The sequence below is a fragment of the Streptomyces sp. HUAS 31 genome (assembly GCF_028198125.1).
Classification (GTDB): domain Bacteria; phylum Actinomycetota; class Actinomycetes; order Streptomycetales; family Streptomycetaceae; genus Streptomyces; species Streptomyces chartreusis.
This window is the reverse complement of record NZ_CP116353.1, coordinates 6484752-6498992: the sequence shown is the minus strand read 5'-3', so window position 1 is coordinate 6498992 and position 14241 is coordinate 6484752. Positions and strand designations below refer to the sequence as shown.

The following is a 14241-nucleotide window of genomic DNA, read 5'->3' as shown; positions in this document are numbered from 1 at the left end:
TCGTGTAGCGGATGCGTAGCGTGTAGCGGATAGAGCCGCCACACCGCCCCGGGGATGTAGCGGATGTAGCGGCCCGGGAGGGCGGTGTAGCGGCTGGTAAGTGGTCGGTCTGCTACGCGTTGACGCTGGTCAGAAGCGGCTCAGCGTCGGACCTGGCCGGTGTAGCGGATGTAGCGGATGCCGGGAGGGGCGGAAGCGGCGGCGGGCAGTAACGCATCCATGCGTCGCGCAGATCAGCCGCGTAGTAGCCCTTGAGCAGTCCGGACGCGGTCCGCATGTTGCGAGCCTTGATCGGCTTGTTGTCCGCCTGCATGTACTCCTTGAGCATGCGCGAGAGCCGCCGGGAGTCCAGGGGCCTGCCACTGAGGTCACCCCAGGGGGCGTCTTCCAAGCTGTTGAGCCGATCCAGGATGACCGCCGTGGGCGCACGGTCGGCGCCGTTGAAAACGTGGTCGCGCAGGTCTGTCAACAGGCGGACTCCCAGGGAGGTTTCGCTGTTGTCCTGCGCCGCCCGGACCAGATCCACACAGGCGAGACGCGCACGCTCCGGCCAGGCACCGCCAGCGGCGTCGGCAACCGCGAGCAAGGGTTCCCAGACGTCTGCGGGTCGGTCCGTGATGCCCTCCGGCATCGCAGGCCACCCGTCGGCGACTTGTTCGCGCACGGTGTCTGCCCATTCGGCGAGGCGATCCCGCAGGGCGTGCCCTTCCCGCTCGTTGATGCGCTCGCGGTAGGGCTCCACCTTCTCGTTCGGAGCGCGCTTACGCATGCGGATGATGACCGAGCGGGTCAGGATCGTGTCCGGCAACGAGCCGAGCCCGGCCATGGCCACAGCCGCGTAGGACGGGAAGCCCTGGACGGTCTGGTTGGCGCCGTCACCCACGCACCGGTACATGAGCCTCCCTCGCCGGTGTCCGGCGTTGAGGAACCCGCGGAGTTGCTCGTTCTCCCCCGCCTTGGGCCCGAATACGGTGTCGATCTCGTCGAAGATGATCGTGGGACGCTCGCCCTCGATGCCCGAAACAGCGCGGAAGAGCGCAGATGTTGAGGCATCCACCGCAGCCATCTTGTTGGGTACGAGGGTTTCCACGATCTCCAGTGCGCGGGACTTGCCCGACCCCGGTTCCGGGGACAGGAAGGCGATGCGCGGAGTCGAGTCGAAGCAGTCAAGCAAGTGGGCGTGCGCGTCCCACAGGGTCACAGCCACGTAGGCAGCTTCGGTGGGGAAGATGTTGAAGCGACGGTGGAACACTTCGACCTCATCGAGCAGGGCCGCGCCGTCGATCGACGGTGAGGGCGTGTTGGGGCTGGTCATGCCGCGTTCCTCCCTGCCTGGGTGGTGCGAAGCGGGCAGGCGTCTCTGTGGGCTGCGTGGTCGGTGATCAGATCCAGTACCTTGCGGCGGCCGATGGCGCTGTGGTCACGGCCGCACAGGCACTTGGAGGTGGCGGTGGGCGTGGCGCCGTAGGGGGCGTGGATGTGGAGCCAGGCCACGGGGAAGCGACCGTCACCGGGCGGCGGGGCGCTCGGGGGCTGGTCGGGGGGAAGGGCTGACAGGACGCCCTGACGGGCGACCTTCTCTCGGCCGCACGTCGGAGCCAGGCGTACCGCGGTGATGGCGGAGTCCGGCTGATCGACGGTGTCGGGGCTGCTTTTCAGGCCCGCGCGGGGCGGGGTGGCGGTCATGCAGTCTCCCGCGGCCGGCAAGTGCGAATCGACCAGTCCAGGGCGCTGTGGATGGTGGTCCGGCACTCGCCCGACGACAGTCCGGCCGCCTCGCCGGCCGCCTGAAAAGCCGTCTCGACCACGTCTCGGGTGATCTCGCCCCATGCAACGAAGCGCCCCAGGGAGCGGGCGCCCGCCAACAGCCGGTTGTTGCGCCCACCCTCCGACGTCCCCCTGACGGCGGCCGTCTCGCGCGCCAGGGCAACTTCGGCGCGACGGGTGGCCTGGCCCGGGATGAGCAGTGGAGCAGGCGCCCGGTCCGGCGTGGCCGGGGTTTGGAGCAGGCTCATAAGCCAGGCAGGCAGCTTGGCCACCGGGGCGCCATTGATGACCTCGTAGGCGCCCTGAGGGGTGATGCTGCCCGCGGCCACGATGTTCCCGCCCCACGCCCGCGTGTCCACGTTCGCGGCCACGGTACGGGCGGTGTTGAACAACCGGACGTCCGGCCGTACCTCGTAGTACAGGTGCAGCCCTCCGCTGGGCGTCCGCACCGCGTACGTGAGGGGGACTGGCTGTCCGGCGCGCTCGCAGAGCGCCGCAAAGGACGTCGCGCCGCAAGGCGCGTCCGAACTGCCCTTCACGCTCTTCTCCTTGGGCACGTCCAAGTCGACGACGACCAGGCCGGAGGGGCCGGTGGCGATGCCTACGTTGAACGCGCCTGCGGTCCACGCGGCGCGGATGCGGTCGGGGTCGGTGGTGGCGCGCTGTTCCCACTTCATGTGTCCGTCGGCGCACTCGCCGGTCTGGGGGCAGGTGCGTTCGCCGTGCAGGGCGGAGCTTTTGCCGCCGGGGCGAAGCGGGTGGACGTGCCAGCCGCGGGCGGCGGCTTGCAGCGCTGCGGACAGCAGCGCGGGTCGTGCGTCATGCGTCATGCTGGAGGTCTCCGGTTCTGTCGAAGGGACGGGAGAGCCGGGGCGGTCGCGATTCTTTGGCGAGAGGGCGACCGCCCCGGGCGCATCTAGAACGGGGGCTTGGCGGTGTTGCCGTCGGTGTTCCACGGGTCGCCTGAGGCGTCCGGCTTGTCGCCGGTCTTGCCGTTGATGACGACCGTGGTGAAGCGGAGCGAGGCGCCGATGTCGTCGACTTCCACGGCGAGCATGGAGCGGTTCTCGCCCTGCTCGGTCTGCCAGTTGTGCTGACGGATTCGACCGGACAGCACCACGCGCGAGCCCTTGGTGAGGGACTCGGCGACGTGCTCGGCGAGCGAACGCCAGGCGGCGCAGCGGAAGAACGTGGACGTGCCGTCCTTCCACTGGCCGGAGTCCTTGTCGAAGGTGCGCGGGGTGGAGGCGACGGTGAACTTGGCGAGTGCCTGGCCGGAGTCGGTGAACTTCAGCTCCGGCTCGGCGGTCAGGTTGCCGGTGATCGTGACCGGGGTCTCTCCGAACGACATGCTGTCTCCCTGGGTCAGTGCTTGGGGCGGGTGAGTTTGAGGGTGATACCGCCGACGCCGATGGGTCCGGCGGCTCCGGCGATGACGGTGGCGGTGTGGGCGATGGCGTCCAGCAGCGCGCACAGGGCGACGACCAGTCCCCAGGTGCCGAGCGCGGCGGCGCCGGCGACGGCGAAGGGGAGCAGGATTCGGCGCCACGGGATGCCGTGGTGGGTGGTGCCCTGGACGACGATGACGACCGGAGCGCCGGTGGCTTCGGCGCGGCGGTAGGCGTCGGCGGGTATGTGCGGGGTGATGATCCCCGGCGCGTCGCGGTGGGACATCGAGCCTCCCTTCGGGAACGCGGGCACGCGCATGCCGGCATGGCGTGCGGGCCCGCGGGATCGGGTGTCAGGCAGGGTTGTCAGCGGTGTCACGCCAGGGGCGTCACGCGTTTCTGACAGCGGGTTTGCCTAGGGGTTTGGGTGTCAGGGGGCCTTGACGGTGTCAGGCGTCAGGCGGCCGTCAGGGCGGGAACGATTCGCCACCGGCCGGTGGTGTTCGTCGCCTCCAACCGGCCCTCCTCCGCAGCCTCCTTGAGGCGAGCGGACACCCACGGGCGCGACAGGTTGTGCCGGTCGCACCAGTCCATGAAGTCGCGCGGGCCCACGATCATGCGGCCCCCGGACTCGAACTCGACGAGCGCGTCGGCGAACAGCCGACGGGCTTCCTCCGGCCCCGGCTTGCGGCCGGTGTCCTGCCCGAAGATCGGGGCGTCATCGCCCTCCTCCGGCTCCGGAAGCTCCGCCTCGGGGTCGATGTCGCCGTCCTCGAGGTCACCGAACAAGCCGCCGTGGTCCATGTCCGGCTCCTCCTCATCCACAACGGTCAGCGCGGTCCGCTCCTCACCGGTGGCCGGGCGGCCGACGTAGGCGCGCCCTGCGACGCCGGAGGCCGCACCCGCGGTGACCGGGTCGGCGACCGCGCCGTTGTGCTGCGCCCACGCCGCGAGGCGTTCCATGACCGGCACGGCCCGGAGGCTGAAGCGCCGGGTACGTCCCGGGGACGGGTAGCGGGCTTCGTCGATGCCCGGCGAGACGACGTAGCAGTAGCCCGGTCGCCGATTGCCCCACGCCCCGGGGTGCGCGCCCGCATCGATGACCGTCTCCGGCAGCGAGAACCCCTCATCGCGCGGGTCGCAGCCGAGCGCGATGACCGAGGGGAGCGAGGCGCGGGTGGAGGTGGACATCTGGTCGTAGGACGGGCGCTGCAACGACACGATCAGGGAGATTCCGGCGGACCGGGCTTCCTGCGCGATACCGGTGAACGCGTCATCGCCCATCGCGCGCAGGGTGTTGGCGGCCTCCTCGAACCAGGCCACCAGGAACGGCATCCCCGCACAGCCACAGGCCCGGCCGTCGCTACGACAGGTGTGCTCCGGGTCGTTCTGCACCTGCGCCGCCTCGGGCACCCACTGACGGTAGCCGTGCGTGCCGAGCCAGCGCGTGCGCGCCGGGATGGCAGCTTCGACGGCGGCCACCATGACCTCCGTCTGCGAGCCACCCTCCGCAGCCCAGTCCAGACCGGCCCGCAGCGGGGCGAAGTCCTGGAACGCCTTGGGGTCGGAGAACCACACGATGACGTCGGTCCGCGACTGAATCTCGGTGAGCAGGTTCAGGGCGGCATCGCCCTTGCCGGACCCGGTGCCGCCCGCTACCAGCACGTGTGTGGAGTTGCGGCCCGCATCCGGATCTCCGGGAAGCCAGAGGAGAAGCGGGGCGCCGTCGTCGTAGCGGCCGACGACCAGCGGCTCGGCGATGGAGCCGCCCAGATTCGACGGGCCCTCCCACTCCACTACCTCCGCCAGCATGTCTTCCGGCACGATGACCAGGTCACCGCGGCGTTCGGAGTCGGGGTCGGGGCTGTAGCGGATGGCGGTGCGGGGCAGGTCGAGCGCGGATGCGATCCGTGCCAGTGCCTTGGTGACGTCGTCGGTGGTCTGCTCGCCGGGTTGCAGCGCGAGCGGCGCGGTGACCCGGTTGGGTTCCACCTTCGCCGCGCCGATCTGCGCCCGCGCGAGTCCGACCTTGGCCAGCAGGCCCCCGTCGGCGCTGCCCGGGGCGCCGTCGACGTTGTTGCGCAGGACGACACGCACGTTCCACGATAGGGCCACCGCCGGGCCGCCCATCAGGTACAGATCGTCAACCGGACCGGCCGTCGGGCCCGCGAGGCAGGCGGCGGTCACCCACGCCGACCCGCACGCGACCGTCACCGCGGAGTGCAGGCGCCGCTGTTTGGTGATGTTCTTGCCCGCGGCCCAGGTGACGCCGGTCAGCGCCACCGAGGCCAGGGTCAGGCCGACACCGGCCGCCGCATTATCCGGCCACCGCCAGTGCCCCAACGCGCCGACCAGACCGGTTCCGGCCCAGCCGAGCCACGGCGGGATGTGCGGCTTGGCCTTGTGCAACAGGTAGGCGCGCACCGTGCCGTTCTCCGGCCCGCCGTGGGGGTCCACGACATAGCCGGGCATGCCGTCGGGGTAGGCCGTCATGCTGTTCTGATCGCGGGCCATGGCCCAACCTCCTTACTGCTGAGCCCAGTTCATGACCGGCTGCTGCGGGCCCCGGGCACGGTGCCGCACCCGGTTGATCTCTTCCTCGAACTCCTGCTGGAACGCGGAGTAGCAGGCGGCGGCGTTCTTGGCCGCGCTGCGCAGGTCATCGGCGGACTTGCGCATCTTGCGGGCCACCTTCCGGGCCCGGATGCGGGAGCCGAACGTACGCCCCTCGGGGTCCGGCACGGCCGCGAGGATGCCTTCGAGGATCTCGGCACCCATGGCCACCTCGATGGACAGCGTCACGCCGGCCGCGCGCAGGGTGTTGCAGTAGTTCCGCACCAGGGCCGGGGAGCCGAAGTCGGGCGGCGGCAGCAGGGACTGGGCCTGCGAGCGGCCACCGCCGCCTCCCTGGCCCCGGCTGCGGTTGTTGTTGACGGTGACGTTGATGGGCGGGACGAACGAGCCGCCCACCGCGCCGACGAACCCGCCCACGGCGGCGCCGGCGTTGGCGAACTTGGCGCCCTTGTTCTGGGGGTTCACGCCGGGGCGATTGTTCGCCGGCGCCTGCCGACGCTGGCCGTTGGTGGTCTGAGCCATCAGGCAGTCTCCTTACGGTCAGCGGGTACGGCGGACGAAAGGCCAGACGGTCTGGGCTGTGAGCCAGATGAAGAGCCACACCACAGCCAGCGGGCCAGTGAGCGGGCCGAACCCAGCCGCCAGCGCCGCCCACGCGAACGTGACCGTGGCGAATACGCTCAGGGCGATGCGCCAGGCCCGAGTGGAGCCCCGCGCGGGGCGGCGGCGCTGGACGATGCCGAACCACACCGCCGGCGCCACCGCGAGCGGCGACAGGACAAGCCCGGACCACGGCGCAATGACGTACAGCACAGCGGTGACGATGCAGGCCAGGACGGTAATGCCGGTCGGGGCCAGCGTCAGACGTCCCTTCCACAGCGCGCCACCCACCAAGCCGAGTGCCTCGCGGGTCAGGGAGGGCTGTTCGGGGACGACGACCACGAACGGCTGCGCGCCGCGGCGGCGTCCGCGCTGACGCGGTATCTGGACGGTGGTGACACCCGCGGCGCGGCGGGTGCGGGTACGAGGGGACACGGCGAAACTCCTTGGTTGAAGGGGTAGTTCAGGCGGCGCGCTGTTCGTCGTCGGGGAAGGCGCAGGGCACGCACACCCCGAGCGAGGTGGGGATGACGTAGCCCGCGTCGGTGCGGCACTGCGGGCAGGTGCGGCGGGCGGTGTTGGCCTTGGCGAGCGCGGCGCGCTTGGCCGGGGTCATCGGCCGCACGGGCTTGGCCTGGTCGATGCGGTAGAGGTAGGCGACCAGCGGGCCGCGCCGATAGCGCGGGCGCAGGACCTGCGCGGCGATCGGCTGACCGCCCGGGCGCAGGCCACGGGCCCGTAACTGCCGGAGGGTGGCGTAACCGTCGGGAGCGCAGCGCCACGGGAACGTCGGTATCCCGTGGCGGGCGCCGGTCGGGTCGAAGCACTTGGCGAACGAGAACGACATGACCGCGCCCTCTCGCTCAACCGGCGAGTGCGGTGGGGAAGTCGGCCAGGTACGGCTCACGGGCCTTGACCCGACTGCGCGCGGTGCGGGCCGTCGACTCCGACGCCCCGAGCCCCGCACCGGCCATCGCCATCGTCATGCGGGTCGTACTCGGCTGCGTGAAGTCGGTGCCGTACAGCGCCCGCACCAACTGATCCACCCGGTTCACGTAGACGACCGGCATGCACAGATTGACGGGCGTCGACGCCGGGGCGACGGGCACCGGCTCTACGGTGACGGGCGTCGACGCAGCCTCGACGACCAGCGGCTCCGGCCCACCGGCGGGGACCGAATCGGGCGCGGGCAGCGTGGGTGCATCCGACGCGGGTTGCGGGGCGTCGACGCTGGCCTTGACGGGCGTCGACGGTGCTTCGACGCCCGTCGATGGGGCGTTGACGCCCATCATCGTCCGGTGGGTGAGGTAGGTGTGCACCTGCCGCATCAGGGCGCCGAACGCCAGCAGGGCGGCCACCGGCGGAACGGCAGCAACCACGTAATCGAGGGCTTCGGCGTCTTGCCCGACCCCGGCCACGTTCAGCGCGATGGAGGCGCCATCCCCGGCGGTGACCAGGGCGATTGCCCACCAGTCGACCCGGTGTGCGAGCGAAGCACGCAAGATCAGAAGCTCACCGATCACGATGAACAGATCCACCGTGGCGGGCCAGGCCCACGAGCGGGCCACCGCTTCCGCCATGCCGTGCCGGGCGGCAACCTCCTGCAAGTGCTCGTAGGAGAGCCAGAACGCCACTGCGGTCAGCACCACCGTGAGCACCGACGCGAGCGCCGTGATGGCACGGTCCACGTTGACGGGCGTCGACGGCATCTCGACGGGCGTCAAAGTGGCGTCGACGCGAGCGGGGGCGCTCATGCCGCCTCCGCCTCTGCGAGCACCGGGGCAGCGACGTCGCCGTAGCCGACCAGTTCCAGTTCGACGCCCGCGTAGGTGAAGGTGCTGCGCAGGACGCCCGTTCGGCCGTCGCCCTGCACGTGGTAGTCCACGTTGTCGGGAGCGACACCCAGCGCCTCGCGCCAGGCTTCGAAGTCGGTCAGGTCGGAGTGGAGCGCAAGCTCCAGCTGGTCCGGGTAGATGGGCGTGACGTTCACGGTCGGCGCCGGCAGATGCCCGAAGTCGACGGCCAACAGGCGCAGCACTGACAGCGGCGCGGCCAGGTCGTCCAGCGTCAGCTTCGTGTTCACGCGGCGACCCCCGTCCGCAGGCTGCGGCGCAGGGCGGCGCTGGGTACGGGCAGCGGCGACAGGCGCAGCAGGCCCGCCTCGTCCAGCGCCTTGGCGGCCACCTGTACCGCGCGGTCCGGCAGTTCGGGGTAGTCGGCGAGGATGTCGCGGGCCGCGTCCAGACGCGCCCCGCGCTCCTCCTCGCTCTCACCCTCGACGCCCAGCCACAGCTCAACCGGGGTACCGAGGGCCAGTTCGAGGAAGTCGTGCGTGGTGTCAGCCGGGTGGCCGGAGACGAAGTTGCGGATACGCATGGCGTACTCCTGAGTCGAAGGGACGGAGAGAGCCGGGGGCCGCGAATCGTTGGCGAGAGGGCGGCAGACCCGAGAAGCGGCCAGCGCCGCAAGCGGCGGGCCGGAGTGGCCCGGTCGGGAGTCGAACCCGAACGTGCAGACCAGCGGGGCGAGGCAAGAGAGACCGGCTTCACCGGCCCGCCGCTTGCGGCGGCGGACCGGTCCCGAGCCAGGTAGGTCGGGTGCGTCATCGTCACTGCTCTGACGCCAGCAGGGCGGCGCGCACCGGGTGGCACCCGTCGGGTTGTCCTCCCGTGAGGAAGGGATGATCCCGACGGCTGTTCTCCAGAGCCGGTGCGCGGGGAAGTGGCCGCCGGCGGCCGTCACCCGGGCCGCCGCGGGAACGGGGACTCTCACCCCGGCGACTTGTCACGCTGTTGAGTTCTCAAGGCACAGACGTTTCCTTCGAACCCGTTTCACGGGGCTCTCCGGACGTTCGCTATGTAGTACCTGTTTTACAGGTACTACATAGGGCCCCGTCAAGTACAGCTACGGAACCTCTTGGTTTTGCGCCGGGCCTTCTTGACGCACAATCAGGATCGCCCCAGGTCAGGGGAGTTGGTTACCCCGTACGTGGACAGCTCCGGTTGATCTCGCTACCGTCAAGAGCTCCCTAGATGTCCCACGGAGGGCTCAGATGTCCAACGAGCGTCTGCGGACAGCCCTGTTGGCGCGAGGCATGACCATTCAGAGCCTCGCTGAAGAGATCAAGGTCAACCCAAAGACCGTTGAGCGGTGGATCACTCAGGGCAAGGTGCCGTACCGGCGCCACCAGTACGCAACGGCAGCAGCGCTCCAGGTCGACGTACTGACCCTCTGGGACGACGACCGCAACGCCGAAAGCGCATCCGACTTGGCGAAAGCCGAGATCGAGACCGTCTACCAGCATCGCCACACGGTCCCGTCGAACCTGTGGCGCGAGATGTGCGAGCGTGCCACCGAACGCATCGACATCCTCGTGTACGCCGGCATCTACCTCGCGGAGGACCCTCTCTTCTTCTCAACGCTGAAGGAGAAGGCAGAAAGCGGCGTCCGCATCCGAGTACTGATGGGTGATCCAGAGTGCGAAGCCGTCATCCGGCGCGGCATCGACGAAGGTCACCGCATCATGGGCGGCAAGATCCGCAACGCGCTGGTCAACTACCGCCCGCTGTTCACCAGCCATCCCGAGATCACCTTCCGCCTCCACGACACGGTGCTCTACAACTCGATCTACCGCGCCGATGACGAGATGTTGGCCAACACGCACGTCTACGGCATCGGCGCGTACATGGCCCCCGTGTTCCACCTACGCCGCCTCCCCGGAAGTGGTCTGTTCGACACCTTTGCTAATAGCGTTCAGCAGACCTGGGAAGGCGCCAGGCCAGTAACCGAACGCGACATCACGGGAGCTTGAGAGCATGGGACGCATCGACTACTTGCACGACCCGGACGCCCCGCCGGCCAACTCGGTCGTGCCCTCGGTCGTGGCGTTCGTCCAAAACGACGCGGGCCAAGTGCTCATGATCCAGCGGTCCGACAACGGGCGTTGGGCGCTGCCCGGCGGCGGCCACGACGTGGGCGAGTCCATCAGTGACACGGTGGTCCGTGAGGTCTGGGAAGAGACGGGCATCAAGGCCGAGGTCGTCGACATGTCCGGGATCTACACGGACCCCGGTCACGTCATGCAGTACGACGACGGCGAGATCCGTCAACAGTTCAGCATCTGCTTCCGCGCGCGCCCGGTCGGCGGTGAGCTGCGTACGAGCAACGAGACGACACAGGTCCGTTGGGTTGCCCCAACGGACCTGCGGGAGCTGGACGTCCACCCCACGATGCGGCTCCGTATCGAGCACGCGATGGACCGGGCCCGGACAGCGCCCTACATCGGCTGACGCTTGGCGTCGGCGACCCTCACAAGTACGCGCGCGGTGCTCGCCAGGATCTCAGGTTCTGCGCGACGGATGAACGTTCCGATCATGCTGTCGGGCCCGTAGCGACCGGCAATCTCGTTGATCCGATCCACAGGATTCGTGGGCGTGCCGTCGGGCGTCGTGTTCATGTCGCAGAAGCAGAGAGCGTCGTTCAGGTGCGCGCTCTCGCGGGGGAACTCCCCCTCTAGCTCTTCGCGCAAGCCACGCGCATCGGCCTCCATCCACGCACAGGAGTGGTGGGCCACCAGGTGCACGACCCGCTCGTCGGCGTTCGCAACGTCCCGGAGGTAGCGAGCGCCGTCGAGGGGGTGGAAGCCGGTCTTGGCGAGGTCGGGCGCGTAGCCGATGTCGTGCAGCACTGCCGCGGCTTCCAGAAGCTCGGCGTCCTCTCCGAGGATGAGCGCGATGGTCCGCGCCCTCTCGGCGACGCCCAAGCAGTGCCGCCACCGTCTCGGCAGCGGCTCAGCGAGCAGTGATTCTGCGAGCGGGTAGGCCCACTCCGTCAACGTCGACAACCTATGAACGCTCCTCCCGGTTCGGCACAGCGCGGACCGTCCGCACCTTGCCCTGACCTTCACTCGCTAGCACGCCGGCGGCTTCGAGCTTGTCGAGAGCCTTGGTCACGGTCGGTCGGGAGACCTCGAACCTGCCCATCAGATCGGACGCACTGAGGAACTTGGCCCCCACCTCGAACCCTTCGGCCGCAATGATGTCGGCAATTCGCTCCTCCAGCGGGCGCCGGTCGACGTGCTCGCCCTGGCGTACTACCCGCCACCGGCCACCCCGCACCGGTTCAGCAAAGCCATCCGCCTCAAGCTCCTTGAACGCGCGGAGCACCACCCCTCGCGAGACACCATGCTCATGCATGAGGTCTGCGGCGGCCGGAAGCTGCGCCATCTGCGGGTCCGCCTGGATCTGGGCCTTCACCACCTCCGCGATCTGCAAGAAGGTCCCCCGAGGGCTGGCCTGCTGCGACACACACTCCCCCTCTCTGTCAGCCAATCGTCCCACCTCAGCTTCCCATGCATACGAGGTCATGGTGCAGACCAGACTCCACCGCCCTGTCCATTGAAGGGACCTCCGCCGCCTCACAGACCCAAATCCTGACCCGCGCAGCGATCAGACCATAGCGGCAAGTCAGATAATACATCCCATATGCACCTTTAGTTCTTGAAGCTGCTATTCTCGAAAACCGGGCGACACGGGGGATACCAATGCTATCTTGTCATTATGTCGCAGCGGAGCGCCGAAAATGCTTCGAGCGTTGAAAAAATGATGCTCAAGCTACACAAGTCCTGCATGGACCACATCGAGCAAGCAACAGGATCCAATGAGCTCGAAGTGAATCGGGTATTGCATCTTGAGGCCGATCTAGCCGCTTGGCTCGAAGCCTTGGAATCAAAACCAGAGACTCAACAATTCCAATCAGCGCATCGAGATTTCGGGCTTGCCTTCTACGCCGCAATGAGCGGCCTCTATCGCCAGGCTTTTTCCACCCTGAGGTCATTCCTTGAAGTAACGGTAGGCGCGACATACCTAAGTTCCCACGAATTCAAACGACGCCAGTGGGTGAGCGGAAAGCTCGACATAAGCTGGAAGGCAATCACGTCAACCGATAGCGGACTTTATTCCAGTCCGTTCCTTGAAGAATTCTGCCCAGAAGCCATGGAAGAGCAAGACGAGATGCTTGCCAATCTCAAGCAGACGTATCGCCGATGCTCTGAGTACATCCACGGTAACGTGTCGACTTCCCAGATGCTTCCCACCGAAATCTCTTATCGTGAAGATATCACGAGGGAGTGGCTTTCAGTCGCTGAATCTGCCCTGAGCGCGACTATGCATTGCCTTATGGTCAGATACTACAAGGACCTCTCTCAACCTTCGAAAGGAATCGTCGAAGGTTCCCTCGAGGATCATTTCTCTCACCTTGTGTCCGTAAGGCAATTGCTAGGCCTTCCAGTGGAGGGGACGCACTCATGAGCAAAAACGAACTGAGCATTCGAACGGAAGACCTCACCCTGGAGGACGTCGGCAAGTATTTCGTCGAAACGGATTTTGATCGACAGACAATCGACGCCTTGAAGAGCAAGAAGACCATCGTACTCCAGGGAGCACGCGGTGTCGGCAAGTCCTTCTTGTTGAAAGTAGCCCAGAAGGAGATGGGTGAGGAGTTCCCCAAGGACAAGACTCTCGCTGTTTACATCACATTCAATGCAGCCGGACTCCTTCAGACGTCTGACCCGGAAAAGTTCAAGCATTGGATGCTTGCCAAGATTTGCAATAGGATCATTCGCGAGGCGCGCAAGAAGGGGCTATTGCACAGCAGCAGCAGTGTGTTCGCATCGCTCGCAAGTGGGGCAGATGACGAAGCTATTGCCGCTAAACTCGAGACGCTATACAAGAGCTTGCAGGACGCTTGGAAGAACGACACAGCGCCAGTTGATTCGGACTCCGGTATTGACCCTGAGATGATTAAGGACGCCGTCGAAGACCTGTGCGATCAAGCTGGCGTGAGGAGAGTCGTACTACTCATCGACGAAGCAGCACATGTCTTCATCCCTGAGCAACAGCGACAGTTCTTCACGGTGATGCGTGACCTGCGCAGCCCATACCTCTCGGTAAAAGCTGCGGTGTACCCTGGGGTCACATATTTCGGCGAGTCATTCCAAATGAGCCATGACGCCGAATTGATCAACGTTAATCGCAACATTCTCGATCCCGGATATCTCGCTTCGATGCGCGAAATTGTGATTCGCCAGGATCCAGAACTAGAGAAGTCGATCAATCGCCATGGGGCAGTGTTCGATGCGCTGGCGTTTGCCTCTAGCGGAAATCCACGGACACTACTGAAGACTGTATCTGCTACTTCACCCCTGAATACGAACAACGCTCAGCGCGCCATGAAGGAGTACTACCGAGACACGATCTGGGCTGAGCACTCAGCTCTGGCCGACCGTTACATTGGTCACCGCGCGGTGATCAATTGGGGTCGCGAGTTCCTAGAGCGTGAAGTCATCTCAACGCTGCACAAAGGGACACGACAGACGGGCGATACGGACAAGCGCGTGTTCTTGTGGATCCATCGTGACGCCCCTTCCGCGGTGAAAGAGGCTCTGCGCCTACTCTGCTACAGCGGGATTCTGCATGAAACCGGGACCTGGGTAGTCGGAACGCGCGCCCAGACCGGGACTCGATACATGCTCAACATCGGGACACGGACAGCACCCGACGCTGACCCCGTCTCCGCCACAAACCGACTCAGGGGTTCCATTTCAATTAAGCGCTTTGTGGAATTCGGGGCAAACCACGAAGCCTATGAGAGCATCGCAAGGCTCGACGTTGAAAAGATGGATGAGGTACAGAGGGATTTCATCAAGTCCCAGCTTGATCGAAGCGTCGACCTATTGGACCTGACTGAGTTCGCCAAGAGGAAGTGCAAGGAACTCGGCTTCGACACTGTTGGGAAAATCCTGGCAGCGTCCGAGAGTAATCTGCAAGAAGCCAAATATGTCGGCACCGTGAGATCACGTCGAGTGATGAATAAGGCAACCGCAGCGGTAATGGAGTACCTCTCCGGCTGACGT

Annotated in this window: 18 protein-coding genes; 4 read left to right on the top strand and 14 right to left on the bottom strand. The window is 66.7% G+C overall.

Annotation, left to right across the window (positions count from 1 at the left end; genetic code table 11):
- Positions 1 to 112: 112 nt before the first annotated feature.
- From PGH47_RS29060 to PGH47_RS29005, 12 genes are all read right to left on the bottom strand, one after another.
- Complete coding sequence (locus tag PGH47_RS29060) at positions 113 to 1315, bottom strand: DUF3631 domain-containing protein (protein ID WP_271665845.1); 1203 nt, start codon at positions 1313 to 1315, stop codon at positions 113 to 115.
- A complete protein-coding gene (locus PGH47_RS29055) occupies positions 1312 to 1686 on the bottom strand; it encodes a hypothetical protein (protein ID WP_271665844.1) in 375 nt (124 codons plus the stop codon). Before PGH47_RS29055 ends, PGH47_RS29060 begins: the two co-directional genes overlap by 4 nt.
- Positions 1683 to 2597, bottom strand: coding sequence for a bifunctional DNA primase/polymerase (locus tag PGH47_RS29050; protein ID WP_271665843.1), 915 nt, complete (start codon positions 2595 to 2597; stop codon positions 1683 to 1685). The genes PGH47_RS29055 and PGH47_RS29050 overlap by 4 nt, the downstream gene beginning before the upstream one ends.
- An 86-nt stretch (positions 2598 to 2683) precedes the next feature.
- Positions 2684 to 3118, bottom strand: coding sequence for a single-stranded DNA-binding protein (ssb, locus tag PGH47_RS29045; RefSeq protein WP_271665842.1), 435 nt, complete (start codon positions 3116 to 3118; stop codon positions 2684 to 2686).
- A gap of 14 nt (positions 3119 to 3132) precedes the next feature.
- Positions 3133 to 3441 carry a hypothetical protein gene (locus tag PGH47_RS29040; protein WP_271665841.1) on the bottom strand — a complete coding sequence of 103 codons (309 nt, stop codon included), beginning with the start codon at positions 3439 to 3441 and terminating at the stop codon, positions 3133 to 3135.
- Positions 3442 to 3611: 170 nt separating this feature from the next.
- Positions 3612 to 5627: a plasmid transfer protein TraB gene (gene traB, locus PGH47_RS29035; RefSeq protein WP_271668181.1), complete on the bottom strand. Its 2016-nt coding sequence runs from the start codon at positions 5625 to 5627 to the stop codon at positions 3612 to 3614.
- A gap of 54 nt (positions 5628 to 5681) precedes the next feature.
- Positions 5682 to 6251, bottom strand: coding sequence for a plasmid transfer protein TraA (gene traA, locus PGH47_RS29030; protein WP_271665840.1), 570 nt, complete (start codon positions 6249 to 6251; stop codon positions 5682 to 5684).
- An 18-nt stretch (positions 6252 to 6269) separates the two neighbouring features.
- The gene (locus tag PGH47_RS29025) at positions 6270 to 6764 is read right to left on the bottom strand and encodes a hypothetical protein (RefSeq protein WP_271665839.1); all 495 of its coding nucleotides are present in this window, start codon (positions 6762 to 6764) and stop codon (positions 6270 to 6272) included.
- Positions 6765 to 6792: 28 nt separating this feature from the next.
- Positions 6793 to 7176 carry an RRQRL motif-containing zinc-binding protein gene (locus PGH47_RS29020; protein WP_271665838.1) on the bottom strand — a complete coding sequence of 128 codons (384 nt, stop codon included), beginning with the start codon at positions 7174 to 7176 and terminating at the stop codon, positions 6793 to 6795.
- Between the two features lie 16 nt (positions 7177 to 7192).
- Positions 7193 to 8083: a DUF2637 domain-containing protein gene (locus tag PGH47_RS29015; RefSeq protein WP_443048555.1), complete on the bottom strand. Its 891-nt coding sequence runs from the start codon at positions 8081 to 8083 to the stop codon at positions 7193 to 7195.
- Entirely contained in the window at positions 8080 to 8412 is a 333-nt protein-coding gene (locus tag PGH47_RS29010) for a hypothetical protein (protein ID WP_271665837.1), read from the bottom strand. Before PGH47_RS29010 ends, PGH47_RS29015 begins: the two co-directional genes overlap by 4 nt.
- Positions 8409 to 8705 carry a hypothetical protein gene (locus PGH47_RS29005; RefSeq protein WP_443048554.1) on the bottom strand — a complete coding sequence of 99 codons (297 nt, stop codon included), beginning with the start codon at positions 8703 to 8705 and terminating at the stop codon, positions 8409 to 8411. The genes PGH47_RS29010 and PGH47_RS29005 overlap by 4 nt, the downstream gene beginning before the upstream one ends.
- Before the next feature lie 676 nt (positions 8706 to 9381).
- Between PGH47_RS29005 and PGH47_RS29000 the strand changes: the two genes are divergently transcribed.
- Positions 9382 to 10140, top strand: coding sequence for an XRE family transcriptional regulator (locus PGH47_RS29000; RefSeq protein WP_271665836.1), 759 nt, complete (start codon positions 9382 to 9384; stop codon positions 10138 to 10140).
- Between the two features lie 4 nt (positions 10141 to 10144).
- A complete protein-coding gene (locus PGH47_RS28995) occupies positions 10145 to 10618 on the top strand; it encodes an NUDIX domain-containing protein (RefSeq protein ID WP_271665835.1) in 474 nt (157 codons plus the stop codon).
- Here PGH47_RS28995 and PGH47_RS28990 read toward each other — a convergent pair.
- Complete coding sequence (locus PGH47_RS28990) at positions 10606 to 11172, bottom strand: HD domain-containing protein (protein ID WP_271665834.1); 567 nt, start codon at positions 11170 to 11172, stop codon at positions 10606 to 10608. The two genes, PGH47_RS28995 and PGH47_RS28990, sit on opposite strands and share 13 nt — an antisense overlap.
- Position 11173: 1 nt before the next feature.
- Entirely contained in the window at positions 11174 to 11635 is a 462-nt protein-coding gene (locus PGH47_RS28985) for a GntR family transcriptional regulator (RefSeq protein ID WP_271665833.1), read from the bottom strand.
- A 252-nt stretch (positions 11636 to 11887) separates the two neighbouring features.
- On the opposite strand from PGH47_RS28985, the gene PGH47_RS28980 reads away from it, so the two are divergent.
- Positions 11888 to 12637 (top strand): hypothetical protein, encoded by a 750-nt coding sequence (locus PGH47_RS28980; protein ID WP_271665832.1) that lies wholly within the window; start codon positions 11888 to 11890, stop codon positions 12635 to 12637.
- Positions 12634 to 14238, top strand: coding sequence for an ORC-CDC6 family AAA ATPase (locus tag PGH47_RS28975; protein ID WP_271665831.1), 1605 nt, complete (start codon positions 12634 to 12636; stop codon positions 14236 to 14238). Before PGH47_RS28980 ends, PGH47_RS28975 begins: the two co-directional genes overlap by 4 nt.
- Positions 14239 to 14241 lie beyond the last annotated feature (3 nt).